The following is a 24,351-nucleotide window of genomic DNA, read 5'->3' on the forward strand; positions in this document are numbered from 1 at the left end:
CGTCAGGATTGCTGAACCGGACTCTAGCCGAGCCCGGAACGTCACCGTGCCGAAACGGAACGGGTCAAAACCTGGCATTGATCCGCTTTGTCCTGACCAGGCGAAACGAGTTCGCGGGCACGGTCGCGAACCGGGGACAGCGGCCGCGCGGATCACCTAGCCTGGGGCTCATGAACGCTCCCCCGCCGGGCTGGTACCCAGACCAGGCAGATCAGCGCTACGTCCGCTGGTGGGACGGCCGCCAGTGGACCCCGCACGTGCAGCCGGCGCGAGCACCGGCGCCGCAGGGCGACGGCTCCGAGCTGGAGCTCTCCGTGGGCGGCACCGGCGACGCCGCGTCCATCCAGCAGCAGGTGCAGCAGCGCGCCGCGGTGGGCGGCCCGGTCGCGGGCGGCGGGGGCACCCTGTTCAGCGAGCCGGTGCTGGTGATCAACCAGCAGGCGAAGCTGATCGAGGTGTCGAACCAGTACGCCATCTACGACCAGCACGGGCGGCAGCTCGGCTCGGTCGTGCAGACCGGCCAGAGCGGCGCGCAGAAGGCCCTGCGGGTGCTGACCAAGCTCGACTCGCTGATGACGGTGAAGCTGGAGATCCGGGACGCCACCGGCCGCCCGGTGCTGCTGCTGACCCGCCCGGCCACCATGTGGAAGGGCAAGGTCCAGGTGCAGCGCCCGGACCAGTCACCGGTCGGCGAGATCAAGCTGGCCAACGTCTGGGGCAAGCCCCGCTTCGACTTCGAGGTCGGCGGCCAGCGCATCGGCGGCATGCGGGCGGAGAACCTGCGCGCGTGGGACATCAAGGTCGTCGACCACGCGGACCAGCAGATCGGCCAGATCACCAAGACCTGGCAGGGCCTGGCGAAGGCGGCCTTCACCACGGCGGACAACTACGTCCTGCACATCCACCGCCCCCTCCAAGACCCGCTCCTGAGCATGGTCCTGGCCTCGGCCCTCACCTTCGACACCATCGCCAGCCAGCAGCAGTAGCCGCCCGTGTTCGGTGGTGGGGCCCGTGTTCGGTGGTGGGGAAGGTTTGGTTGTGGGTGGGGCCGTGAGTGTTTTGTGGGGCTATAGCACCACAAAACACTCACGGCCCCGAGGACGACTCAGCTGATTCGGCGGCGACGGGCCACCTCGGAGAGGACCACGCCGGCTGCCACGGAGGCGTTGAGGGACTCGACGCCCGCTGCCATCGGGATCGAGACCGTCTGGTCGCAGGTCTCGCGGACCAGGCGGGACAGGCCCCGGCCCTCCGAGCCGACGACCACGACCAGCGGGCCGGTCGCGAGTTCCAGCTCGTCGGAGGTGACGTCGGCGTCCGCGTCGAGACCGATCACCATCAGGCCCTCGCTCTTGAGGTCCTTCAGCGTGCGGGTCAGGTTCACCGCCTTGGCCACCGGGAGCTGCGCCGCCGTGCCCGCGCTGGTCCGCCAGGCCACGGCCGTGATCCCGGCGCTGCGGCGCTGCGGGACGATCACGCCGTGCGCGCCGAAGGCCGCCGCCGAGCGGATCACCGCGCCGAGGTTGCGCGGGTCGGTGACGCCGTCGAGGGCCACGATCAGCGGCGGCAGGCCGGAGTCGTAGGCCGCCTGCAGCACGTCCTCCGGGTGCGCGTACTTGAACGGCGGCACCTGGAGCGCGAGGCCCTGGTGCATCGCGTTGTTGGTCATCCGGTCCAGCTCGATGCGCGGCACGTCGACCACCGAGATGCCGCGCGCCTTCGCCTCCCGGACCGCTTCGGTGACCCGGTCGTCGATGTCGATGCCCTGCGCGACGTAGAGCCCGCTGGCGGGCACGCCCGCGCGGATGCACTCCACCACCGGGTTGCGCCCGGCCACCAGCTCCGGCTGCGTCTCCGCCGCCGCCTGGCGCTTCGCGCGCTGCTGCTCGGCCTTCGAGCGCGCGTCCGCGCGCCGCTTCGCGGGGTGGCTGACGCGGTCCTCCGCCTTCGGCGTCGGGCCCTTGCCCTTCAGCCCCCTGCGCCGCTGGCCGCCGGAGCCGACGACCATGCCCTTCTTGTTGGTCTTGCGCATGCCGCCGCGGCGCTTGTCGTTGCCAGCCACGTGTTACCCGTCTTTCAATGTCCACATCGGACCGTCGGGGGTGTCCTCGACGGCAATCCCGCTGGCCAGCAGCCGGTCGCGCAGCAGATCGGCGGTGGCGAAGTCGCGCTCCGCGCGGGCCTGCTTGCGCTGCTCCAGCATGGCATCGACCAGGTCGCCGAGCGCGCGCTGCGCGGCGTCGTCCGCGCCCGAGTCCTCGGCCCACTGCTCGGACAGCGGGTCCAGCCCGAGCACGCCGGTCATCGCCCGCACGGACGCCGCCGCGCTGCGGGCCGACTCGTCGTCGCCCCGGTCCAGCGCCGCGTTGCCCTCGCGGACCACGTTGTGCACTGCCGCGATCGCCTGCGGCGTCGACAGGTCGTCGTCCATCGCCGCGGCGAACTCGGCGGTCACCTCGCCGGGCTCGACGGCACCGGCGCGCTGCCCGACCCGCCGCACGAACGACTCGATGCGGCGGTAGGTGGCCACCGCCTCGGACAGGCCCGCCTCGGAGAACTCGATGTTGGACCGGTAGTGCGGGGTGACCAGGTAGTACCGCAGCTCGGCCGCGCGGGCCCGCTTGAGCACCTCCGGGATGGACAGCACGTTGCCGAGCGACTTCGACATCTTCTCGCCGCTCATCGTCACCCAGGCGTTGTGCATCCAGTACTGGGCGAACCCGTCGCCCGCCGCGTTGGCCTGCGCCAGCTCGTTCTCGTGGTGCGGGAAGATCAGGTCGAGCCCGCCGCCGTGGATGTCGAACTCGCCGCCCAGGTAGTAGGTGGCCATCGCCGAGCACTCCAGGTGCCAGCCCGGCCGGCCGTTGCCCCACGGCGTCGGCCAGCTCGGCTCGCCCGGCTTGGCGCCCTTCCACAGCGTGAAGTCGCGCGGGTCCTGCTTGCCGCTGGCCAGCGTCTCGCCCTGCTGCACCTCGTCGAGGCGCTGCCCGGACAGCTTGCCGTAGTGGTCGGCGTAGGAGGCGACCGAGAAGTAGACGTCGCCGCCCGCCGCGTAGGCGTGGCCCTTGTCGATCAGGCGCTGGATGAGGTCGACCATCTGCGTGACGTGGCCGGTCGCGCGGGGCAGCGCCGACGGCGGCAGGCAGCCGAGCTGGTCGTAGGCGCGCTCGAAAGCCCGCTCGTGCGTGGCAGCCCACTCCCACCAGGGCCGGCCCGCCTCGGCGGCCTTGGTGAGGATCTTGTCCTCGATGTCGGTCACGTTGCGGACCAGGCGCGTCTCGTAGCCGTGGTGCTGCAACCAGCGGCGGAGCACGTCGAAGTTCAGGACGCTGCGGACGTGGCCGACGTGCGGAAGGCCCTGCGGAGTGGCACCACAGACGTAGATCGACGCCACTCCGGCGCAGCGCGGGTGGAATTCGCGCGTCGTGCGGGTCGCGGTGTCATGCAGGTGCAGGCTCACACCCCGATGGTACGGGGGCCGGTCCGCGCCGAATCACGACAGGTGCGGTCACGTCAAGACCGCAGTGACGGTCAGCGCAGCAGGTCGCCCGCTGCGGTCAGCAGGGCGTCGCGGCGCTGCGCGGTGGGCGACGGCTCCACGATCGCCACCTGGCACCCCACCGCCGCGGCCCCGCCATCGGCCTCTTCGCTGTCGCCGACCATCAGGGCCTCCGACGGCTCCACGCCCAGCCGCTCGCAGGCGCGCAGGAAGATCTTCGGGTCCGGCTTGATGACGCCCTCGAGGTAGGACAGCAGGAACTCGTCCACGTACTGGGTGACACCGATCCGCTCGAAAGCGGGACGGATGTCGAAGGCGATGTTGCTGATCACGCCGACCTTCACGCCGGAGGTGTGCAGCCTGCGCAGCACCTCGGCCGCGTCCGGGTACTCGGTCCAGTAGTCGGGGTCGATCAGGCGCTCGTAGAGCCCGTCGGCCTCCCCGTCCTGGACCCCGGAGCTGCGCAGCACCTCGACGTAGACCTTGCGGTGCAGCTCGGGATCGAGGTCGCGGTTGTCCCAGGCGTGCTGGTACTCGGCGTCGAGCTGGACGATCTGCCCGGTCGGCGCGGTCATCCGCCGCATGATCTCGGCCTGGGCGGCCAGGTCGAACGGGGCGCCGTCGGCATCGGTGAGGTCGGCGTACCAGGACGGATCTTCCTCGAGGCGGAACAACGTGCCGGAGAAGTCGAAGAGCACCGCGCGCAGAGTCACGACGCCCAAGGTAGAGGTGCCGGAGCGACCCGGCACCGACATGCGGCCAAGCTCACCTGCGTTGAATTGCCGGATTTTCCCGCCGCGGACTCCCGTGAACGGCAACGCCCATCACGCCGCCCGCCGGGAATCGCGGCAACGATCGACACCGCGCATCGGGACCACGATGCCCGCGACGGAGATCGCCGCGCTCGCCCACAACAGGACCACCGCCAGCGCCAGCCCGAGACCACCGCCTCCGGACCACAGCACGAACGACACTGGCCACACCACGATCGGCTGCGCCACGAGCAGCCGACGCATCCACCGGTTCCGCTCGATCACCATGATTCGAATATCGCGCGCGCCGCCCCCGACGTTCCAGAGCGCGGACCCTGAGTTTTCCCGGACTCCGCTGATCCGTCACGTCCGGGTACCGGCCCGTTACTCAGCGGTCCCTCGCCTCGGCCAGGTGGGTGGTGGTCAATTTCGTGCGAAATTGACGCCGCCCCGGGTGCGCGAGGCGGAGTGCAGCGGCGCGGCTCAGGCGGTGGGGAAGACCAGGGCGGTGGCGACCGCGGCGATGCCTTCGCCGCGGCCGGTGAGGCCGAGGCCGTCGGAGGTGGTGCCGGAGACCGACACCGGCGCTCCGATCGCTTCCGAGAGCACCTGCTGGGCCTCTTCGCGGCGCTTGCCGATGCGCGGTGCGTTGCCGATCACCTGCACCGTCGCGTTGCCGATGCGGAAGCCGGCCGCTGCGACGCGATCGCGCACCTCGGCCAGGAAGTCCACGCCGTGCGCGCCCGCCCAGCGGTCGTCGTCGGTGCCGAACACCGCGCCGAGGTCGCCCAGCCCGGCCGCCGACAGCAGCGCGTCGCACAGCGCGTGCGAGGCGACGTCGCCGTCGGAGTGACCGGCGCAGCCGTCCACGCCCGGCCAGAGCAGGCCCGCGACCCAGCAGTCGCGGCCCGGTTCGACCGGGTGCACGTCGACGCCCTGGCCGACGCGGGGAAGCAGTTCGGTCACGCGAGCTCTCCAGTGGTCTGCGCGGCCAGCACCGACTCGGCGACGGCCAGGTCGAACGCGGTGGTGATCTTCAACGCGTCCGGGTGGCCCGCGACGGTGCGCACCTCGCCGCCGATCCGCTCCACCAGGCCGGCGTCGTCGGTGGCGATGTCACCGGCCGCCGCGTACGCCTCGCGCAGCACGTCGATGGCGAAGCCCTGCGGGGTCTGGACCGCCCGGAGCTCGGCGCGGTCGACGGTCGCGACGACGTCGCCGGACTCGTCCACCCGCTTGATCGTGTCCGACACCGGCAGCACCGGGATCACCGCGGGCGCGCCCTGCTCGACCGCGCGCACGACGTCCCGGATCACCGAAGCCGGGGTGAAAGCACGTGCGGCGTCGTGCACCAGCACGACCCGCGCGTCCGGTGCGATCCGCTCGACGACGTCGAGCGCCAAGCGCACCGAATCAGTTCGCTCCGATCCCCCGGGCACCACGTGCGCGGCCGGGAGCTCGGCCAGTTCAGCGGCCACCAGCTCGACCTGGTCGGGCGGGGCCGCGACGACGACGTGCTGCACGCAGCCCGCGGCCAGCAGGCCGCGGACCGCGCGCAACAACAACGATTCACCGTTCACCGGAACCAGCGCCTTGGGCATCCCCATCCCCAAGCGCACCCCGCGACCTGCCGCGGGGACCAGCGCGACTACGCTCACGCTCGCCCGTTCCCGATGATCAAACCGCGGTGGCGAGGACTTCGTCCAGCAGGGTTTCCGCCTTGCCCTCGTCAGTGCCCTCGGCCAGCGCCAGTTCGCTCACCAGGATCTGACGGGCTTTCGCCAGCATCCGCTTCTCGCCTGCGGACAGGCCACGATCCTTCTCGCGTCGCCAGAGGTCGCGCACCACTTCGGCCACCTTGTTCACATCGCCGGAGGCGAGCTTCTCCAGGTTGGCCTTGTACCGTCGAGACCAGTTCGTGGGCTCTTCGGTGTGCGGGGCCCGCAGCACGTCGAAAACCCGATCGAGACCCTCCTGGCCGACCACGTCCCGGACGCCGACGATCTCGGCGTTGTCCGCGGGAACGCGCACGGTCAGGTCGCCCTGCGCGACCTTGAGGACGAGGTACTGCTTCTCCTCGCCCTTGATCACACGAGTCTCGATTGCTTCGATGAGTGCGGCACCGTGATGCGGGTAGACGACGGTCTCTCCGACCTTGAAAACCATGTGTCCTCTGCCCCTTTCGCTATGCCCACTTTACCACGCCGGGCAACTCGCCCTCGAAGCCCCGTCGCCCGTATTCGCAGGTCAAGCCGTGGACCGGGGTTGACAAAGGGCACCCGAACGTGCAAGGCGCGACCTTTCGGCCCACTGAAATCGTCCACTGTGGACATCGATTTCGGCCGGATCGGCGGGCGCTCGATGCGTAGCTCGGCAAGACCCTGGGGCACCCCCGCGCGGGCGGGGCATTAAGCTCCACCTGGTTGTCCGGCAATCAGGAAGGACGCTGCAACCGTGAGCCGCCCCCAGCACCACAAGGCCGTCCGCCTGCGGTTGATCCCGGCCGCACTCGGGATCGGCGCCATCGTTGCCCTCGCCGGGTGCAGTGCCGGTCAGGTGACCGAGACCGACACCCAGGTCGCCGCCGTGAACGGCGGGAACGGCGAGGTCCAGGAGATCGCCGTCCGCAACGCGATGTTCACCTTCCCGAGCACCGGCACGGTCTACCCGGCCGGATCCTCGGCGCCGCTGGAGGCCGTGCTGGCCAACGAGGGCGCCAACGACAAGCTCGTCGAGGTCACCAGCAGCTACACCACCGCGCCTGCCACCATCGGCGGCGTCACCGACCTGCCGAGCCGCACCGCCCTGCACGCCACCGGCGCCTCCGCCGAGCTGAAGGCGCAGGCCGAGGCCGTCGGCAACCGCCAGGTGCAGATCACGCTGAACGGGTTCAAGCAGGACATCACCCCCGGCGTGACCATCCCGGTGACCTTCGTCTTCGAGAAGGCCGGTCCGGTCACCGTCCAGGTGCCGATCGGCATCGACCACTCGCCGCGCCCCGAGGAGCACGGCGGCGGCGGTCACTGACCTCCCAGCTTCCCGGATCGGGCCGTCCGCACCACGCGGGCGGCCCGATCTGCGTTTCCGCAGGTGGTTGCCCGTGAGTGGTTCGGGGGGCTATAGCACCACAAAACACTCACGGGTTCTGACCTGCGGGAACACGACCGAGGCGGACGTCGTGGGGCGGGGTGTCGTCGCGGGCGGATAGCCTCGCCGGGTGCCGCCCAAGAACGCCCGAGCCGCCCGCCCCGCCTACCGATGCGCCGACTGCGGCCACGAGGTCGCCAAGTGGGTGGGGCGCTGCCCGGGCTGCCAGGCGTGGGGCACCGTCGAGGAGGCCGCACCGGCCCGGCCCGCGCTGGCCAAGGTCAGCGCCGGTGCCCCGGCCACCCCGGCGCGGCCGATCGCCGAGGTCGACCTGGACTCGGCCCGCGCGGTGTCCACCGGCATCGACGAGCTGGACCGGGTGCTCGGCGGCGGCATCGTGCCCGGCGCGGTCGTGCTGCTCGCCGGCGAACCCGGTGTGGGCAAGTCCACACTGCTGCTGGAGGTCGCGCACCGCTGGGCCACCAGCTCCGCGCGCGGCCCGTCGCTGTACATCACCGGCGAGGAATCCGCAGGTCAGGTGCGGTTGCGGGCGGAGCGGACGGATTCGGTGCACCCGCAGCTCTACCTCGGTGCGGAGAGCGACCTCTCCGCCGTGCTCGGGCACGTCGACGCGGTGCGGCCCGGCCTGCTGATCGTCGACTCGGTGCAGACCGTGCAGTCGCCCGATGCCGAGGGCAGCCCCGGCGGCGTCACCCAGGTCCGGGCGGTGACCACCGCGCTGGTCGCGCTGGCCAAGGAGCGCGGGCTGCCGGTGGTGCTGGTCGGGCACGTCACCAAGGACGGTGCGGTCGCCGGGCCGCGCGTGCTGGAGCACCTGGTCGACGTGGTGCTGCACTTCGAGGGCGACCGGCACTCGGCGCTGCGGATGCTGCGCGGCGTGAAGAACCGGTTCGGCCCCGCCGACGAGGTCGGCTGCTTCGAGCAGCGCGACGACGGCATCGCCGAGGTGCCCGATCCCTCCGGGCTGTTCATCAACCGGCAGGAATCGGTGGTCGACGGCACGGCGGTGACGGTCATGGTCGAGGGCAAGCGGCCGCTGCTGGTCGAGGTGCAGGCGCTGCTGATGCACACCCAGATGGCGATGCCGCGCCGATCGGTCAGCGGGCTGGACTCGGCCCGGGTGTCGATGACGCTGGCCGTGCTGGGCAAGCACGGCAAGATCCCCACCGGCGATCACGACGTGTTCGCCGCGACGGTCGGCGGCCAGCGCGTCAGCGAGCCCGCCGCGGACCTCGCGGTGGCGATGGCCATCGCCTCCTCGCGCAAGAGCAAGCCGCTGCCGCCGAACCTGGTGGTGATCGGCGAGGTCGGCCTGGCGGGCGAGATCCGCCGGGTCAACGGGGTCGGGCGGCGGCTGGCGGAGGCCGCGCGGCTGGGCTTCGACCAGGCGCTGGTGCCGCCGGACTCGGGTCCGCTGCCCAAGGGCGTGCGTGCCACGGTGGTGTCCAACATCGGCGACGCGCTCAAGATCGTGAGGTGACGATGAGCCACGAGGCGCTGCGCGCCACGCTGGCCCGCCTGGCCCCCGGCACCGCCCTGCGCGACGGCCTGGAGCGCATCCTGCGCGGCCGCACGGGCGGGCTGATCGTGCTCGGGTACGACCCGGCGGTGGAGGCGCTCTGCGACGGCGGCTTCCGGCTGGACATCGAGTTCAGCGCCACCCGGCTGCGCGAGCTGTCCAAGATGGACGGCGCGGTGGTGCTGTCCACCGACGCCCGGCGGATCATGCGGGCCAACGTGCACCTGGTGCCCGACGCGAGCACGCCCACCGAGGAGTCCGGCACCCGGCACCGCACGGCGGAGCGCACCGCGATCCAGACCGGCTACCCGGTGGTGTCGGTCAGCCAGTCGATGAGCATCATCAGCGTCTACACGCAGGGCCACCGGCACGTGCTGATCGGCTCGCCGGAGATCCTGTCCCGCGCGAACCAGGCGCTGGCCACGCTGGAGCGCTACACCGCGCGGCTGGCCGAGGTCGCGCAGGCGCTGTCGGCGCTGGAGATCGAGGACTACGTGACGCTGCGCGACGCGATGACCGTCGTGCAGCGGATGGAGATGGTGCGGCGGATCGCCGACGAGATCGAGGGCGACGTGGTCGAGCTCGGCGGGGACGGCAGGCTGATCGAGCTGCAGCTCGACGAGCTGGTCGGCCCGCTGCGCGGCACCCGCGCCGAGCGCGACGGCACCGACCTGGACCGCGAGCTGATCGTGCAGGAGTACCTGCCGACCGACGCCGTGCCGACGTCGGAGCAGGTGGAGGCGGCGCTGCACAAGCTCGACGCGACCGAGCTGCTGGATCTGACCGCGATCGCCGCCGCCTTCGGCTACTCGGACGCCCCGGAGGCCCTGGACCAGCACCTGAGCCCGCGCGGCTACCGCCTGCTGGCCCGGGTGCCGCGGCTTCCGGCGACCGCTCGCCGGCGGCTGGTGGAGCACTTCGGTTCGCTGCAGCGGCTGCTGGCGGCGACCGTGGACGAGCTGGGCGAGGTCGACGGGCTCGGCGACGCCAAGGCCCGGCTGGTCCGCGAAGGCCTGTCCCGGCTGGCCGAGTCGTCCATCGTGGACCCGTTCGCCTGATAGCACTGTCGGCGTAGCCGTCCGCGCCTTATAAGCGGCGGCAGCCGCTTCGAAAACAACCACCACCAAACCCTGAGTCAGGGCGTGAGGCGGAATTCGACCGGGGCGCTGTTGAGGGACGCGAGCCTGGCCACCACCTTGTACTGGCCCTCGGCGGCCTTGGCCTGGTCGGGGCCGCAGTCCGGGGTGGACGTCAGGCCGGACCACTCGACGTCGTTGCGGACCGACTGGCCGGGCTGCAGCAGCGGCTGCTCGTTGGTCGACTCCGCGTAGCAGTCGTTGCTGGACCACACGTGCTTGCCCGCCTGGGAGGTCACGGTCAGCTCGCGCAGCATGCGGTTGGTGTCGCGCACGCAGGGGCGCTCGCCCGCGTTGGTGATCACGATGCTCATCGGGACCTTGTCACCGGCCCGGAACTCGGGGCGGGCCACCTCCGCGACCACCCGGATCGCCTCGTCCGGGCACTGCGCCGGCGGCTCGTCGGCCGCGATCGCGACCGGTGCGGCAGGCGGCGCGGCCTGCGGCTGGGGCGCCGACCCGTTCAGGAGCACCACCGCTGCCCAGGCGACCAGTGCGACCGCGAGCAGGACCGCGGCGATCGCCACCACGCGGCGACGCCAGTACACGGCTGGCGGCAACGGCCCGTTCGGATCTAGCACGGATCGACAGTAACGCGGCGACTACTCCGAACGGCGCTGCCGATGATCACCTGATCGGGTGCAACTCGGCGAATCCGCCCCCACCGCACCGAAACCACCCGGCCGAGCGAGCAGCGCCGATTTCTCGCGAAATTGACGCTCACCCGGGTGATGGTCAATTTCGTGCGAAATTGACACCGTCTCGCCGCCGCAGCGGTGTTCGTGCTGGTGACCAAGGCTGTGTTGGTTCGAGGTTGGTGGAGGTCGTGGTGGCCGGGGAGTGACTGTGCGTGGTTGGTTCGGGCGCGGGTCTTCGCTGGATCCGGGGGCCTGGCAGGATCGGCGGTGTCATGAAGACCTCCGCCGCGAATCCCGTCGTCCCGCCGCTGAACCCGGTCGAGCTGATCGACTGGTTCGCCGCCACCGCCCGACCGCTGCCGTGGCGCGCGCCCGGCGTCACGGGCTGGGGCGTGCTGGTCAGCGAGACGATGCTGCAGCAGACGCCGGTCAACCGGGTCCAGCCGATCTGGGAGGAGTGGATGCGCCGCTGGCCGCGCCCCTCCGACCTGGCCGCTGAGCCGCAGGGCGAGGTGGTGCGCGCCTGGGGCAAGCTCGGCTACCCGCGCCGCGCGCTGCGCCTGCACGAGGCCGCCGCGACCATCGCGACCGAGCACGGCGACGTCGTCCCGTCGGACGTGGACACCCTGCTCGCACTGCCGGGCGTGGGCGCCTACACGGCGCGGGCCGTGGCCGCCTTCGCCTACGGCAAGCGCGCTCCGGTGGTCGATACGAACGTGCGGCGCGTGGTGGCGCGAGCCGTGCACGGTGCGGGCGACGCCGGACCGCCGTCGACCAAGCGGGATCTCGACGACGTCGACGTCCTGCTTCCCGACGACGACGCTTCCGCGGCGAAGCTCTCCGCCGCGCTGATGGAGCTCGGGCAGGTCGTGTGCACGGTGCGCTCGCCGCTGTGCGAGTCGTGCCCGATCGCGCACGACTGCGCCTGGCAGCACGCCGGGCGACCGGCCTACGCGGGCCCGCCGAAGAAGGTGCAGAAGTTCGCGGGCACCGACCGCCAGGTGCGCGGCAAGCTGCTCGACGTGCTGCGCGGTTCCACCGGCCCGGTGCTGCGCGAGCAGCTGGACGCGGTGTGGTCGGACGCCGGGCAGCGCGACCGCTGCCTGGACTCGCTGCTGGTCGACGGGCTCGTCGAGCAGACCGACGACGGCCGCTTCGCGCTGCCCGGAGAGCACTGATGGCGCACGCGCTGGTGTTCTTCTTCGACGACCGCACCGAGTCGGAGATCCGCGGCCTGTGGCAGCGGCTGGACGGCGCGGGCGTGCCGAGCCCGGCGGGCAAGCACCGCCCGCACGTGACCTTGGCGGCCGCCGGCGGCATCCCGCCCGCCGCCCGCAAGGCGGTGCGCGCCGAGCTGGAGCTGCTGTCCGTCCCGGACCTCTGGCTGCACACGCTCGGCACGTTCCCCGACGAGGAGCGGAAGCTGCTGCTGGGCGCGGTGGTGGACGCCGAGCTGCTGGCGGTGCACTCCGCGGTGCACGACGCGCTGGCGGGCCGGGTGCAGAACCCGTCGGCCTACTACTTCCCGGGCGCCTGGATCCCGCACTGCACCCTCGCCCAGGGCATCACCGACGACCAGCTCGCAGCGGGCTTCCGCGCGCTCCAGCCGCCGCGAGCCGTCCGCGCCGCGATCAGCGAGGTCGCGATCGTCGACACCCGCACCGGGGACGCCGAGACCGTCCTGACCCGCTGACCGCACCGACGGCGCGTCCGGGTCCCGACACGCCGTCGGTCCCGCGATTTCCATTGAAATCGGAGCCCTGATTTCCCATTGAAATCGCGCGGGGCCGCGGGGCGCAGCGGTGGAGGGGCCGCTTCCGAGGTCGGGCATTTGGTCCATAGTGGACGTCCTTCGCGATCACGAGTTGCCGAGTTCCGGGTGACGCGCCACTTTGGACCAGCACCTCGCACCCGGTAGGAGGACGCATGGACGTCGACGGCGTGAGCATCCTCGGCCGCGGGATCGCGGCCAAGGGGCCGGAAGGCGTCGTGTTCGCCAACCTCGACCTGCAGGTCTCCGCCGGGGCGCTCGCCGTGGTCGCCGGCCCCTCCGGGACCGGGCGCACCTCGCTGCTGCTCGCGCTGTCCGGCCGGTTGCCGCTGATCACCGGCTACCTGGACGTCTCGGGGCACGTGCTGCCCGCCCAGGCGAAGGCGGTGCAGCAGCTGATCCGCCCGGCCCGGCTGCGGCCGGGCTACGAGCTGGAGGACAAGCACCGGGTGCGGGAGGCGATCCTCGAACGCCGCCTGATCAGCGGTGCGACCGAGAGCTCCATCGACGCCGCGCTCGACCTGGTCGGCCTGGCCCCCGACCGGTCCGCGCTGGTCGACGAGCTGCACGCCGCCGACCGGCTGCTGCTCGCGGTGGCGCTGGCGATCGCGCCCTCGCCCGCCGGGATCCTGGTCGACGACGTCGACGTCGGCCTGCCGCTGCCGTCGCGGGCGCGGGTGTGGGCGGCGCTGCGCGAGGTGACCCGGACCGGGATGACCGTGCTGGCCAGCGCCGCCGACGCGCCGTCGGGGGACGTCGAGGTGATCCACCTCCCCGCGCGCGAGCAGGACCGGCCCACCGATGTGCTCGACCTGCTGGAGGAGGACACGCCGTGAAAGCGTTCACCCTGGCCTGGCTGGAGCTGCGGCGCTTCCGCGGACCGCTGCGCCGCCTCGTACCGCTGGTGCTGGTGCTGGTCCCGCTGCTGTACGGCTCGCTGTACCTGTGGTCGAACTGGGATCCCTACGGCAAGCTCGGCCAGGTCCCGGTCGCCGTGGTGAACTCCGACCTGCCGGTGGACAGCCGCGGCGAGCACATCAACGCCGGTGAGCAGTTCATCCAGCAGATCAAGGCGACCGACACCTTCGACTGGCACTTCGTGGACGCCGCCGACGCGCGCCGCGGGCTGACCGAGGGCACCTACTACTTCACCATCGAGGTGCCGTCGGACTTCAGCGCCCGGCTGGCCACCGCGGCCGACCGCAACCCGGAGCGGGCGGCGCTGCACATCGTCAAGAACGACGCCAACGGCTTCATCGTCGGGATCATGGCCGACACGGTGAAGACCGAGCTGCAGAACCAGATCAACGCGGCCGCGCACGCCACCTACGCCCGCGCGCTCTACGGCGAGCTGGACCAGGCGCGGCAGAAGCTCCAGCTGGCGTCGGAGGCGTCCAAGCAGCTGGTCGAGGGCACCGAGCTGAGCAAGCAGGGCACCGCCGCGCTCACCACCGGGCTCAACGGCGTGCGGGACGGCACCGGCGAGATCACCCGCGGCGTGCAGAGCATCGCCGACGCGAGCGCTCAGCTCGACCAGCAGCTGCGGGCCATCACCGACTTCACCGCCGAGCGGCTGCCCGGCGCGGTGAACGCGCTGGTCAACGCGAGCAACATCGCGGTCAACAGCCTGAGCGCGATCAAGACCACCACCGGGTTCCTCAGCCAGCGGGCCGCCGAGGGCCGCGCGGCCGTCGAGGAGCTCGGCGAGAAGCACCCCGACATCGCGCAGGACTCCGCCTACCAGCGCGCGCTGGACATCTCCCGCAAGCTCGCCGACTCCGCGGCCACGGCCGACGGCGATGCGCAGAAGGCGCTGGCCACCGCGCAGGACGCCAACCGCCAGGCGCTCGCGCTGCAGAACAACCTCGGCCCGCTGCAGAACCAGGTCCGCGCGATCACCGCACCGGCCGACACGCTGCGCGCGGGCACGGCGGAGCTGGCCGGTGGCGGCCTCGGCATCACCAACGGGCTCAACACGCTGGCCGCGAGCAGCGGCGTGCTGCACACCGGCGCCGGGCAGCTCAACGACGGCGCCAAGTCCCTGCAGGGGCTGGTCGACGACACGCTGGGCAAGATCCCGCCGACGAACCCGACCGAGGTAGCGCAGGCCGCCGACGTGCTGGGCTCGCCGACCGAGATCCACGTGGACAACATCAACCCGGCGCACGTCTACGGCCGCGGGCTGGCGCCGTTCTTCTTCGCCATCGCGCTGTGGGTGTTCGGCCTGTTCGCGTACCTGCTGCTCAAGCCGGTGAACCAGCGGGCGATGGCGGACCGGGTCAACGCGTGGACCATCGCGCTGGCCGGGTTCCTGCCCGCCGCGGCGCTGGGCGTGCTCGGCGGGCTGGTGCTGTACGCGGTGGTCGACTTCGGGCTGGGGCTGGACCCGGTGCACCTGTGGTGGACGCTCGGGCTGGTCTCGCTGGCCGCGCTCGCGTTCGTGGCGATCGACCACTTCCTGCGCACCGCGCTGGGCGCGGTCGGCGACCTGCTGTCGCTGGTGCTGCTGATCATCCAGCTCACCGCCTCCGGCGGGCTGTACCCGATGGAGACCGCGCCCGCGCCGTTCCAGGCCGTGCACCCGTTCCTGCCGATGAGCTACCTGGTCGACGGCCTGCGGGTGACGATCTCCGGCGGCGAGACGCAGCACCTGCTCAAGGACGCCGTGGTGCTGACCGGGTTCCTGGTGGTCTTCCTGCTCCTGACCACGCTGGTCGTGCAGAAGCAGCGCACTTGGTCCGTGGCCCGCCTGCACCCGCAGATCGAGCTTTAGCGCGATCACTCCGCCGGGCTCGTAGGCTGGCTACATGGCTGTTGTGAAGATCAATGCGATCGAGGTTCCCGAAGGTGCTGGTCCGGAGCTGGAGAAGCGGTTCGCTTCGCGGCACGGCTCGGTGGACAGCGCGCCCGGCTTCCTCGGGTTCGAGCTGCTGCGCCCGGTGAAGGGCGACAACCGCTACTTCGTCTACACGAAGTGGGAGTCCGAGGAGGCGTTCCAGGCCTGGGCGTCGGGCCCGGCGAAGGCCGCGCACGCCGGGGAGGCGAAGAACCCGGTCGCCTCCGGGTCCAGCCTGCTGGAGTTCGAGCTGGTCCAGGAGTCCTACCCGGAGAAGTGAGAAGCCTGTGAGCGTTTTGGGGTGCCATAGCGCCCCAAAACGCTCACGGACCCCCTCCCCAACGCAAGCGGAGCTCCTCAGCCGCGCCACCGCAGCGTCGCGAGGGTCGCGCGGTGGTCGGCGCCCGGTAGCGGGACGACCTCGAAGGACTGGGGGGTGATCTCCGGCGTGGTGAGGACGTGGTCGATCGCCACCGGCGGCGGGAACCAGCCCGCCGGCCAGGTCGCGCTCAGCCCCGAGCCGGTGGCCGCTGCGGCGTCGGTGTAGCCGCGGCCGATCAGGTCGCCGAGCCGGGCGTGGTCGAGCGTCGCGTTGAAGTCGCCCACGAGCACCCGCGGCGTGCCGTTCAGCGGCAGCTGCCCCAGCTCGACCATCTCGCGCCGCCACACGTCGTAGGTGTGGCGCCCCATCGGGTACAGCGTGTGCACCGCGACGATCTCCACCGGCGGGCTGCCCGGCCGGTCCAGCAGCGCTGACGGCTGGGCGAGCGTCGACTCCGGCACCAGGTCCAGCTCGCGCAGCGGGTAGCGCGCCGCGATCCCGGAACCGTCCGCCTTCGGCCCCGCCCGGAACACCCGGTGCGGCAGTTCCGCGGCCAGCCCCGCGCGGTCCAGCCGGTCCACCAGCTCCGGGGTGAGCTCCTGCAGGCTGAGCACGTCGACCTCGTGCCGCCGCACCAGCTCCACCACCGCCTCCGCGTCCGCCTGCCCGAAGTAGGCGTTGACCGACAGCACCCGCAGCGCGGCGCCCTGCGCCGGAGTCGTGCTCGACATCGTCCGCGGCGCGACGGAGAACACCAGCAGTGCCGTCACCAGGCCTACGACGAGCATCGTCAGCCAGCGGCGCAGCAGCAGCGCGAAGAGCGCGAGCACCGCCCCGACCAGCACCGCGTACGGGGTCAGCGCCACCAGCGCCACGGTGTAGCGGTCGAACTCCAGCCCGCCGAGCGGCAGCGCCGCCCAGGCCAGGAAGCCGAGGCTCAGCAGCACCAGCAGGACGGTCAGCACCCGCCCGCCGGGCTTGCGCCGTTCCAGCTCCTCTTCCGGCTCCTCGACCAACGTCCGAGTCACTCGCGACCCCCTGTCATCCGGCTCACCAAGCCTGTCAGCGCGCTGTGCGCGTGCTGTCAGCGCCCCTTCGGATAGTGGGATGCGCAAGCCCTTGAGGAGGTTGCATGTCATACGCGATCCAGGCCGAAGGCCTGGTCAAACGCTTCGGCTCCACCACCGCGCTGGCCGGGGTCGACCTCGCCGTGCCCGCCGGGACGATCCTCGGCGTGCTCGGCCCGAACGGCGCGGGCAAGACGACGACGGTGCGCATCCTGGCCACCCTGCTGCGGCCGGACGCCGGCACCGCGACCGTCGCTGGCTACGACGTGCTCCGGCAGTCCGTCGCGGTGCGCAGCCGCATCGGCCTGACCGGGCAGTACGCCTCGGTGGACGAGGAGCTGACCGGGGTGGAGAACCTGGTGCTGATCGGCCGCCTGCTGGAGATGCCGCGCGGCGATGCGAAGGCCCGCGCCGCCGAGCTGCTGGAGCGGTTCGGCCTGACCGACGCGGGCGGGCGCGCGATCAAGACCTACTCCGGCGGGATGCGCCGCCGCCTGGACCTGGCGGCGAGCCTGGTGGGCCGCCCCGAGATCCTCTACCTGGACGAGCCGACCACCGGGCTGGACCCGCGCAGCCGCAACCAGGTCTGGGACATGGTCCGCGACCTGACCGGCGAGGGCGTCACGGTGCTGCTGACCACGCAGTACCTGGAGGAGGCCGATCAGCTGGCCGACCGGATCAGCGTGATCGACCACGGTCGCGTCGTCGCGGACGGCCGCGCCGACGAGCTCAAGCGCCGGACCGGCGGGCAGACCCTGCAGGTGCGCCCGACCGATCTGGCGAACGTGCCCGCGGTGCGCCGGATCCTGACCGAGCTGACCGGCGCCGAAGCAGCCGTGCACGACGAGAGCGGGCTGCTGACCGCCCCGGTGGACGACCCGGTGCTGCTGTCCACCCTGGTCCGCCGCCTGGACGACGCGGGCATCACCGCGGACGAGCTCGCGCTGCGCCTGCCCAGCCTGGACGAGGTGTTCCTGGCCATCACGGGGAAACCAGCCGAGGAGGCCGCATGACTGCCACGTTGGAACGCACGCCCGCTGCTTCGGCCGCGGCTCCCGAGCGCATCGGGCCGCTGCGCACGCTTCGGCACGGGTTGACGCTCGCCGGGCGGAGCGTGGCGAAGATCCGCAAGTCGCCCGAGGGCCTGGTGGACGTCACCATCCAGCCGATCCTGTTCCTGGTCATGTTCGTCTACCTCTTCGGCGGCGCGATCGCCGGGGACACCGCCTCCTACCTGCAGGTCACGCTGCCCGGTGTGATGGCGATGAACATGGTCTTCGGCAGCCTCGGCACCGGGATGGCGCTCAACACCGACATCAACAAGGGCGTCTTCGACCGGTTCCGCAGCCTGCCGGTGGCGCGTTCGGCGCCGCTGATCGGCGCGGTGCTCGGTGACATCGTGCGCTACGTGGTGTCGCTGGCGGTGCTGCTGGTGTTCGCCACGATCATGGGCTTCCGGATCCAGACCGATCCGCTGTCCGCGCTGCTCGCGATCGTCGTGGTGATCGCCTTCGCGCTGGCGATGTGCTGGATCACGGTGTTCCTGGGCATGCTGATCAAGAGCCAGCAGGCGCTGCCCGGCGTGGCGATGGCGTTCATGTTCCCGCTCACCATGGGCAGCAACGTGTTCGTGCCGACCGAGACGATGCCGGGCTGGTTGCAGGCCTGGGTGGGGATCAACCCGGTCACCCAGCTCGCGGACACCGCCCGCGGCCTGATGATCGGCGGCCCGGTCCTCAGCCCGCTGACGGCCACCGCGATCTGGATGGTGGCGATCGTGGCGGTGTTCTTCCCGCTGGCGATGTGGGCCTACCGCCGCCGGGTCTGAAGTGCACGACCTGGTTCCTCCCGTGCTCGGGGGCGGGAGGAACCGGTCACGCGCCCAGCGCCGCGCGGAGCTCCTCGAACGCGACCTCGCGGGAGAGCGCCGCGCCCTTCTCCTGCTCCGCGTCGAAGGTCCCGGTCAGGGCGTGCAGGAGATCGCGCACTTCCGGGTCGCCCTCGTCGAGCTGGCCGCGCAGTGCGATCGCGATGCCGAGCAGCCGCGCCGCCGCCTCCGGCCGCCCCTGCGCGTGCTCCGTCCTCGCCGCCTGCTCGGCGATGGCGGCGGTCATCGGCATGTCGCGAAGGTCCAAGCCGGTGACCAGCGCTTCGGCCAGTCCCGCCCGCGCGGCGTCGAAGCGGCCCTCCGAGACGTGCAGCCGGGCTTCGCAGAGCTTCACCAGCTGCCGCAGCGGCTGCGGCGTCACGGTCACGTCGCCGACGAGCTCGCGCAGCTCCGCCATCCGCTCCCACGCCTTGGCGAAGTCCCCGGCCTGCCGGGACACCTCGGCCAGCCCGCTCAGCGCGCCGATGCGGTGGTGCGGGAAGGCGTTCTGGCCGGCTTCCTCGGCCCGGCGCAGCTCTTCCTCCGCGCCTTCGAGGTCGCCCGCGCGCAGCCGTTCGAGGCCGATCCGCGCCAGCACCGACACCAGGTCGTCGGTGCAGCGCAGTTCGCGCAGGGTGGCGGCCGATTCCCGCAGCCCCTCGATCGCCGCTGCGTGGTCGCCGCGCTGGGAGCGCAGTTCGGCCAGGCTCTGGATCGTGCTCGCCGTGCCCCACCGGTCGCCGATCGCGCGGAACCCGGCCAGCGACGCCAGCATGTCCTCCTCCGCCGGTCCGGGATTGCCGGTGTGCTCCAAACCCCAGGCCCGGCAGTAGAGACCGGCCGCGCGCGCCCACGGGTGCGGGTCCTGCAGCGCGGACTCCACGCACCGCTCCATCTCGGACAGCTCACCGGAGAGCATCCAGGCCATCGGTTCCATCATCGACGCGTACAGGTACCGGGACCGGGCGCCGGTGTCGCGGACCTCGGCCACCGAGGCGCGCAGTCGGGTGAACCAGTCCGGTTCCTCGGCGACCAGCCGCCGCATCAGCCCGACCACCGCCCGGCTCGCAGGCGGGGCCGCTCCCGGCAGCTCGGCGACGGCGTTGAGCCGACCGGTCAGCTCCTCGTGCTGCGCCGCCATCGACCAGTACCAGCACAGCGCCGCCACCAGCCGGATCCCCCGGTCCGCGTCACCCGACGAGGTGGCCCAGTGCAGCGTGGCGATGATGTTGTCGTGGTCGGCGTCCAGCCGTTCCATCCAGTCGAGCTGGTCGGCCTGGTGCACCTTCGGCGCGACGCTCTCGGCGAACTCGACGTAGTACGCGGCGTGCGAGGCCCGCAGCGCGTCCTCCTCCCCCGCCGCGTCGAGCTTCTCGGCGCAGAACGCGCGCACCGTCTCCAGCATCCGGTAGCGCATGCCCAGGCCCGAATCCACCGCCTCCACCAGCGATTTCTCCACCAGCGACAGCAGCACGTAGAACGCGTCGCCGCCGGCGAGCTCGGCGTCGGCGCACACCCCGGAGACCGCCTCCGGCGTGGCACCGCCCGCGAACACCGACAGCCGCCTGGCCAGCGTCTGCTCCTGCTCGGTGAGCAGGTCCCAGCTCCACTCCACGACCGCGCGCAGCGTCCGGTGGCGGGGCATCGAGGTGCGGTTGCCGTTGGTGAGCAAGCGGAAGCGGTCGTCCAGCCGGTCGGCGATCTGCCGCGTGCTCATCGCCCGCAGCCGGGCCGCGGCGAGCTCGATCGCCAGCGGCATGCCGTCCAGCCGGCGGCAGATCTCCACCACGTCACCGATGGTGTCCTCGTCCAGCGCGAAACCCGGGCGAGCAGCGGCCGCCCGGTCCGCGAACAGCCGCACCGACGCGGATTCCCCCGCCACGGCAGCGGATTCCGGCAGCTCCAGCGGGCCGACGGGCAGCAGCCGTTCGCCCGCCACCGCGAGCGGCTCGCGGCTGGTGGCGAGCACGCGCAGCTGCGGCGAGCGGCCGAGGAGCTCCTGGGCGAACTCGGCGACAGCTCCGATCACGTGCTCGCAGTTGTCCAGCACCAGCAGAGTGGGCTCCGCCGCGAGCAGTTCACCCACCCGGCTCAAGGCGTGCGTCTTCGGGCCTTCCAGCAGCCGGTTCTCGCGGATGCCCAGCGCGGTCAGCACCGCGGTGGGCAGGTCCTGCTCATCGCGCAGCGGCGCGAGCTCCACGAACCACACCCGCCGGTCGGACACCCCGGCCGCGGTTTCGATGGCCAGCCGGGTCTTGCCCGCGCCGCCCGGCCCGAAGAGCGTGACCAGCCGCGCATCGGTCAGCTCCGCCAGCGTGCGCTCGATCTCCCGCTCCCGGCCGACGAAGCTGCTCAACCGCGTCGGCAGCACGGCGGGGCTCGACGACCGGCGCGGCTCCGGCTTCGGCGCCAGCGCGGGATCACCGCGCAGCATCCCGAGCTGCAAGTCCTTGAGCTCCTGCGACGGCTCCACGCCGAACTCGTCGTCCAACCGCCGCCGCAACGCCTCGAACACCGCTAGCGCGTCCGGTTGCCTGCCGCAGGCGTAGAGCGCGCGGATCCGCAGCGAGGTGAGCCGCTCGCGCAGCGGGTAGCGCGCGCACAGCCCCTGCAGCTCGGGCACCAGGTCGACCTGGTGCCCGGCGCGCAGGTCCGCCTCGATGCGATCTTCGAGCGCCGTGAGGCGCAGCTCGTCCAGCCGCGCCACCTGCGCTTCGGCGAACGGAACGTCGAGGAAGTCGGCGAGCGCGCCGCCGCGCCAGAGCGCCAGCGCCTCGCGGAGCGAGGCAGCGGCGGCGTCGACGTGGCCGTCGCGGAGCAGGCGGCGGCCATCGGCCGCGAGCCGCGCGAAGCGGTCGGCGTCGACGTCGTCGGGATCGACCAGGAGGGCGTAGCCCGACGGGTCGGAGCGCAGCGTCAGCGAGCCGTCGAGCGCGCGGCGCGCGCGGGAGACCAGCGACTGGAGCGCGTTGAGCGCGCCGGCCGGCTGGGCGGAGCCCCAGAGGTCGGCGATGAGCCGCTCGGTGGCGACGGTGCGGCCGGCTTCGAGCGCGAGGCGCGCGAGGAGCGTGCGCACCCGGAGGCCGCCGACGTCGACCGTCCGGCCGTCGGGGGCGGTCAGCCGGAAGGGCCCCAGGAGAGCGACACGCACCCGCCCAGCTTCTCAAAGACTCCTGCTCCGATGCTCGGGATTAACCGTCATCGGCCGTTGCTGCGCAGCACCGAGACCGCGTTGGCGGTCGCGTAACCGCGCCACTCCAGGGCTGCGGCGTCGGAGTAGCTGGTGAAGTCCACGGCCCATCCGCCGTCCTCGCGCTGGCCCCGTTCGAGCCGGTCGAGGTCGGCGGACACGGCTTCGGGGTCGAGCAGCTCGCGGACCGGGCGGCCGGGTTCCGGCGCGAAGTCGAGGAGGTGGAGGGTTTCGCCCTCCGCGCCGCCGACGACGGCGATCGCTCCGTCCGGCGGGACGAAGCGGCCGAGGTGGTCGAGCAGCTCGCGCGCCTCGCGGTGGGTGTCGGAGGCGGTGTCGAGGAGCTGGAGCGCGAAGGAGAGGACGTAGGCGAAGGGGGCTTCGTCGATCCGGCGGATCGCGTCGAAGCAGTAGCGCGTCGCCGTCGCGAGCCACGGGTGGTCGCGGACCGATCCGTCCCAGCGCGCGAGCCGGTGGGCCTGCGCCGCCACGGCGGCGGTGATCTGCAGGGACGACTCCGCGGGATCGGCTTGGGACCAGAACGGCGCGCACGCCGCGGAATCACCGATCGGCAGCGCGAAGGGCAGGCCGCCATCGGGCAGCGTCGCGGTGTTCAGCCAATCGAGCAGGGCGGTGGCGTGCGAGGAGTTCGCCCGGGCGTCCGCGAGCGCTTCGAGCGCGTGCAGGGCACCGCCGGGCTGGCTCTCCGGAGCGCGGAGGTCCGGTTCTAGGCCCCACCCGTAGCCGCCGTCGGGATTCCGGTAGGCGTCGAGCCCGCTGGCGATCGCATCGCGAGCGGCGTCGCCGCCGGTCAGGGCCTCGAATCGCCGCCGGTCGAGAACTCTCGCGTGCGAGGCCATGAACGTCCTCGCGCGCCCCAGGTCGATGCTCATGCCAGGACTGTGCCAGCTGCCTGCCCGATCCGGCTTGGACGAATCGGCCACGGCTACGCGCGGGTGAGCGCTGCGGGTGTCCGCCCCGCGAGCCGCTTGGTCTCGCGGGTGAAGTGGGCCTGGTCGACGTAGCCCGCGGTCGCGGCGGCCTCGCCCAGCGGCAGTCCCGACCGCGCGAGGTGGAGCGCGCGCTGGAACCGGTGGATCTGCGCGAGCGACTTGGGGCCGTAGCCGAAGAGCCGGGCGCTGAGCCTGCGCAACGAACGCTCCGAGAGGTCGTGGAGCTCCGCCGTCTCCCGCACGCTCAGCCCCTCGCGGGCCGCGCGGTCCAGCGAGGCCGCGGTGCGCAGGAGCGAGCGGTCGGGGTCGGCACGGGCCCACATGTCGATCAGCACCTGTTCGAGGGCGTCGGCCACGTCGCCCTCGAAGGACCAGCGCTTCGGCGGGGTGACGAGTTCCGCCAGGTCGATCCGCCGGTCCGCCAGCTCGTCCGCGGGCACGCCCAGCAGCGCGTGCGCCACGCCCGGAGCGAGGCGCAGGCCCCACGTCACCTCTCCCGGCCGCGTCCGGACGGCCATCGCCCGGGTGTCGGGGCCCGCGACGACCAGGCGGTCCTGGAACCACATCAGATCCAGCACGCCGTCGGGAACGACGTGCTGCTGAGGACCGTCCGCCCGCACGCGCCACACCGTCGCTCCGGTCCGGGCGCCGCGACGGGCCGCGTAGTTCGCCACTCGCGGTCACCTCCGTCCCGCTCGGACAGCGTAGGTGCGGGGGCGCTCGGGGCGCGAAACGAGCCGAGGAGTGGCATAGATCACTGTCCGTGCGGGCGGAGTACGCCGAACGGCTGGAATCATGGAATAAACGGACATTTATTCCGATCAACGTTCCGCTTTTGCCGCGAGCCGCGGCGGAGCACCCCTACCCGGAGCCGCTCGAATGGATCTGACGACGTTTGCCGCCACCTCCGCCGAACCGACCGGCTTCACCGGCTGGGTGATCTCCGTGATGGAGGCCCTCGGCAGCCCCGGCGCCGGGGCCATCGTCGCCCTGGAGAACCTGTTCCCGCCGATCCCGTCCGAGGTGATCCTGCCGCTGGCCGGGTTCGCCGCCAGCCAGGGCAACATGACGCTCATCGGCGCGATCCTGTGGACCACGCTCGGTTCGCTGGTCGGCGCCCTCGCGCTCTACGGCATCGGCGCCACGCTCGGCCGCGACCGCACCCGCGCCATCGCGGCGAAGCTGCCGCTGGTCAAGATCGCCGACATCGACCGGACCGAGGCGTGGTTCGCCAAGCACGGCGTCAAGGCGGTGTTCTTCGGCCGCATGATCCCGCTGTTCCGCAGCTTCATCTCGCTGCCCGCCGGCGTCGAGCGCATGCGCCTGAGCACCTTCGCGCTGTTCACCACCCTCGGCAGCCTGATCTGGAACACGGTCTTCGTGGTGGCGGGCTACCTGCTGGGCGAGAGCTGGTACCTGGTCGAGGAGTACGCGGGCGTGTTCTCCAAGGTGGTCCTGGTCCTCGCGATCCTCGCCGTGGTGGCCTTCATCGCCGTCCGCATCCGCAACAACCGCCGCGGCGAACCCGCACCGCAGGCCGAGGACGCCCCCACGGTCCAGTTCGCCCGCGTCTCCGCGGAAGCCCCCACCCAAGAGATCCGCCGCCTCCGCTGACCGATCGATCCAAGGTGAAGGGCACCTTTCGCCAACTTACTTGGCGAAAGGTGCCCTTCACACCATCTCGTCCGGGTGA

At 72.1% G+C, this 24,351-nt stretch carries 24 protein-coding genes; 12 read left to right on the forward strand and 12 right to left on the reverse strand.

Going from position 1 to position 24,351, the window contains the following annotated elements; all coding sequences use genetic code 11:
• Positions 1-170: 170 nt before the first annotated feature.
• Entirely contained in the window at positions 171-986 is an 816-nt protein-coding gene (locus OU416_RS31115) for a phospholipid scramblase-related protein (RefSeq protein ID WP_270930622.1), read from the forward strand.
• A 119-nt stretch (positions 987-1,105) separates the two neighbouring features.
• On the opposite strand, the gene rlmB is transcribed toward OU416_RS31115, so the two are convergent.
• The 7 genes from rlmB to OU416_RS31150 all read right to left on the reverse strand — a co-directional run bounded on the left by rlmB (position 1,106) and on the right by OU416_RS31150 (position 6,417).
• Complete coding sequence (gene rlmB, locus OU416_RS31120) at positions 1,106-2,062, reverse strand: 23S rRNA (guanosine(2251)-2'-O)-methyltransferase RlmB (protein ID WP_270930623.1); 957 nt, start codon at positions 2,060-2,062, stop codon at positions 1,106-1,108.
• A gap of 3 nt (positions 2,063-2,065) precedes the next feature.
• The gene (cysS, locus tag OU416_RS31125; RefSeq protein ID WP_270930624.1) at positions 2,066-3,460 is read right to left on the reverse strand and encodes a cysteine--tRNA ligase; all 1,395 of its coding nucleotides are present in this window, start codon (positions 3,458-3,460) and stop codon (positions 2,066-2,068) included.
• 71 nt (positions 3,461-3,531) lie between these two features.
• The gene (locus tag OU416_RS31130) at positions 3,532-4,212 is read right to left on the reverse strand and encodes an HAD family hydrolase (protein ID WP_270930625.1); all 681 of its coding nucleotides are present in this window, start codon (positions 4,210-4,212) and stop codon (positions 3,532-3,534) included.
• Between the two features lie 111 nt (positions 4,213-4,323).
• On the reverse strand, positions 4,324-4,539 hold the full coding sequence (locus OU416_RS31135) for a hypothetical protein (RefSeq protein WP_270930626.1): 216 nt from the start codon (positions 4,537-4,539) through the stop codon (positions 4,324-4,326).
• Between the two features lie 195 nt (positions 4,540-4,734).
• Entirely contained in the window at positions 4,735-5,217 is a 483-nt protein-coding gene (gene ispF, locus OU416_RS31140) for a 2-C-methyl-D-erythritol 2,4-cyclodiphosphate synthase (RefSeq protein ID WP_270930627.1), read from the reverse strand.
• The gene (ispD, locus tag OU416_RS31145) at positions 5,214-5,909 is read right to left on the reverse strand and encodes a 2-C-methyl-D-erythritol 4-phosphate cytidylyltransferase (protein WP_270930628.1); all 696 of its coding nucleotides are present in this window, start codon (positions 5,907-5,909) and stop codon (positions 5,214-5,216) included. Before ispD ends, ispF begins: the two co-directional genes overlap by 4 nt.
• 19 nt (positions 5,910-5,928) lie before the next feature.
• Positions 5,929-6,417 carry a CarD family transcriptional regulator gene (locus OU416_RS31150; RefSeq protein WP_009947449.1) on the reverse strand — a complete coding sequence of 163 codons (489 nt, stop codon included), beginning with the start codon at positions 6,415-6,417 and terminating at the stop codon, positions 5,929-5,931.
• Between the two features lie 288 nt (positions 6,418-6,705).
• Between OU416_RS31150 and OU416_RS31155 the strand changes: the two genes are divergently transcribed.
• From OU416_RS31155 to disA, 3 genes are all read left to right on the forward strand, one after another.
• Positions 6,706-7,278, forward strand: coding sequence for a copper chaperone PCu(A)C (locus OU416_RS31155; RefSeq protein WP_270930629.1), 573 nt, complete (start codon positions 6,706-6,708; stop codon positions 7,276-7,278).
• Between the two features lie 190 nt (positions 7,279-7,468).
• The gene (gene radA, locus OU416_RS31160) at positions 7,469-8,839 is read left to right on the forward strand and encodes a DNA repair protein RadA (protein WP_270930630.1); all 1,371 of its coding nucleotides are present in this window, start codon (positions 7,469-7,471) and stop codon (positions 8,837-8,839) included.
• A gap of 2 nt (positions 8,840-8,841) precedes the next feature.
• Positions 8,842-9,936 carry a DNA integrity scanning diadenylate cyclase DisA gene (gene disA / locus OU416_RS31165; protein WP_270930742.1) on the forward strand — a complete coding sequence of 365 codons (1,095 nt, stop codon included), beginning with the start codon at positions 8,842-8,844 and terminating at the stop codon, positions 9,934-9,936.
• 77 nt (positions 9,937-10,013) lie between these two features.
• Here the strand turns inward: disA and OU416_RS31170 are convergent, their stop codons facing one another.
• Positions 10,014-10,595: a hypothetical protein gene (locus OU416_RS31170; protein WP_270930631.1), complete on the reverse strand. Its 582-nt coding sequence runs from the start codon at positions 10,593-10,595 to the stop codon at positions 10,014-10,016.
• 329 nt (positions 10,596-10,924) lie between these two features.
• Between OU416_RS31170 and OU416_RS31175 the strand changes: the two genes are divergently transcribed.
• From OU416_RS31175 to OU416_RS31195, 5 genes are all read left to right on the forward strand, one after another.
• Positions 10,925-11,830, forward strand: coding sequence for an HhH-GPD family protein (locus OU416_RS31175; protein WP_270930632.1), 906 nt, complete (start codon positions 10,925-10,927; stop codon positions 11,828-11,830).
• Entirely contained in the window at positions 11,830-12,345 is a 516-nt protein-coding gene (locus tag OU416_RS31180; RefSeq protein WP_270930633.1) for a 2'-5' RNA ligase family protein, read from the forward strand. Before OU416_RS31175 ends, OU416_RS31180 begins: the two co-directional genes overlap by 1 nt.
• 233 nt (positions 12,346-12,578) lie before the next feature.
• On the forward strand, positions 12,579-13,259 hold the full coding sequence (locus OU416_RS31185) for an ATP-binding cassette domain-containing protein (RefSeq protein WP_270930634.1): 681 nt from the start codon (positions 12,579-12,581) through the stop codon (positions 13,257-13,259).
• Positions 13,256-15,196: a YhgE/Pip domain-containing protein gene (locus OU416_RS31190; RefSeq protein ID WP_270930635.1), complete on the forward strand. Its 1,941-nt coding sequence runs from the start codon at positions 13,256-13,258 to the stop codon at positions 15,194-15,196. Before OU416_RS31185 ends, OU416_RS31190 begins: the two co-directional genes overlap by 4 nt.
• A gap of 34 nt (positions 15,197-15,230) precedes the next feature.
• Positions 15,231-15,539 carry an antibiotic biosynthesis monooxygenase family protein gene (locus tag OU416_RS31195; protein WP_093156509.1) on the forward strand — a complete coding sequence of 103 codons (309 nt, stop codon included), beginning with the start codon at positions 15,231-15,233 and terminating at the stop codon, positions 15,537-15,539.
• Between the two features lie 77 nt (positions 15,540-15,616).
• Here the strand turns inward: OU416_RS31195 and OU416_RS31200 are convergent, their stop codons facing one another.
• Positions 15,617-16,609: an endonuclease/exonuclease/phosphatase family protein gene (locus OU416_RS31200; RefSeq protein WP_270930636.1), complete on the reverse strand. Its 993-nt coding sequence runs from the start codon at positions 16,607-16,609 to the stop codon at positions 15,617-15,619.
• A gap of 104 nt (positions 16,610-16,713) precedes the next feature.
• Here OU416_RS31200 and OU416_RS31205 point away from each other — a divergent pair, with 104 nt between their 5' ends.
• A complete protein-coding gene (locus tag OU416_RS31205; RefSeq protein ID WP_270930637.1) occupies positions 16,714-17,661 on the forward strand; it encodes an ATP-binding cassette domain-containing protein in 948 nt (315 codons plus the stop codon).
• Positions 17,658-18,476 (forward strand): ABC transporter permease, encoded by an 819-nt coding sequence (locus OU416_RS31210; RefSeq protein ID WP_270930638.1) that lies wholly within the window; start codon positions 17,658-17,660, stop codon positions 18,474-18,476. Before OU416_RS31205 ends, OU416_RS31210 begins: the two co-directional genes overlap by 4 nt.
• Before the next feature lie 46 nt (positions 18,477-18,522).
• On the opposite strand, the gene OU416_RS31215 is transcribed toward OU416_RS31210, so the two are convergent.
• From OU416_RS31215 to OU416_RS31225, 3 genes are read right to left on the reverse strand one after another with little or no spacing between them, the layout of a single operon-like run.
• Positions 18,523-21,666 (reverse strand): BTAD domain-containing putative transcriptional regulator, encoded by a 3,144-nt coding sequence (locus tag OU416_RS31215; protein WP_270930639.1) that lies wholly within the window; start codon positions 21,664-21,666, stop codon positions 18,523-18,525.
• 47 nt (positions 21,667-21,713) lie between these two features.
• On the reverse strand, positions 21,714-22,598 hold the full coding sequence (locus OU416_RS31220; protein ID WP_270930640.1) for a hypothetical protein: 885 nt from the start codon (positions 22,596-22,598) through the stop codon (positions 21,714-21,716).
• Between the two features lie 53 nt (positions 22,599-22,651).
• Positions 22,652-23,332, reverse strand: a complete 681-nt coding sequence (locus tag OU416_RS31225; protein ID WP_270930641.1) for a helix-turn-helix domain-containing protein — start codon at positions 23,330-23,332, stop codon at positions 22,652-22,654.
• A gap of 205 nt (positions 23,333-23,537) precedes the next feature.
• Between OU416_RS31225 and OU416_RS31230 the strand changes: the two genes are divergently transcribed.
• Positions 23,538-24,272, forward strand: coding sequence for a DedA family protein (locus OU416_RS31230; RefSeq protein ID WP_270930642.1), 735 nt, complete (start codon positions 23,538-23,540; stop codon positions 24,270-24,272).
• The last annotated feature ends 79 nt before the right edge of the window (positions 24,273-24,351 follow it).

Origin of the sequence: Saccharopolyspora indica (assembly GCF_027853965.1) — a bacterium.
In the GTDB taxonomy this organism is placed as follows: domain Bacteria; phylum Actinomycetota; class Actinomycetes; order Mycobacteriales; family Pseudonocardiaceae; genus Saccharopolyspora; species Saccharopolyspora indica.

Coding starts and splice junctions, on each gene's coding strand:
- OU416_RS31205 (WP_270930637.1), top strand. CDS start 16,714: ATGTCATACGCGATCCAGGCCGAAGGCCTGGTCAAACGCTTCGGCTCC.
- OU416_RS31115 (WP_270930622.1), top strand. CDS start 171: ATGAACGCTCCCCCGCCGGGCTGGTACCCAGACCAGGCAGATCAGCGC.
- OU416_RS31210 (WP_270930638.1), top strand. CDS start 17,658: ATGACTGCCACGTTGGAACGCACGCCCGCTGCTTCGGCCGCGGCTCCC.
- OU416_RS31135 (WP_270930626.1), bottom strand. CDS start 4,539: ATGGTGATCGAGCGGAACCGGTGGATGCGTCGGCTGCTCGTGGCGCAG.
- OU416_RS31230 (WP_270930642.1), top strand. CDS start 23,538: ATGGATCTGACGACGTTTGCCGCCACCTCCGCCGAACCGACCGGCTTC.
- OU416_RS31185 (WP_270930634.1), top strand. CDS start 12,579: ATGGACGTCGACGGCGTGAGCATCCTCGGCCGCGGGATCGCGGCCAAG.
- disA (WP_270930742.1), top strand. CDS start 8,842: ATGAGCCACGAGGCGCTGCGCGCCACGCTGGCCCGCCTGGCCCCCGGC.
- OU416_RS31220 (WP_270930640.1), bottom strand. CDS start 22,598: ATGAGCATCGACCTGGGGCGCGCGAGGACGTTCATGGCCTCGCACGCG.
- OU416_RS31150 (WP_009947449.1), bottom strand. CDS start 6,417: ATGGTTTTCAAGGTCGGAGAGACCGTCGTCTACCCGCATCACGGTGCC.
- OU416_RS31175 (WP_270930632.1), top strand. CDS start 10,925: ATGAAGACCTCCGCCGCGAATCCCGTCGTCCCGCCGCTGAACCCGGTC.
- OU416_RS31195 (WP_093156509.1), top strand. CDS start 15,231: ATGGCTGTTGTGAAGATCAATGCGATCGAGGTTCCCGAAGGTGCTGGT.
- OU416_RS31180 (WP_270930633.1), top strand. CDS start 11,830: ATGGCGCACGCGCTGGTGTTCTTCTTCGACGACCGCACCGAGTCGGAG.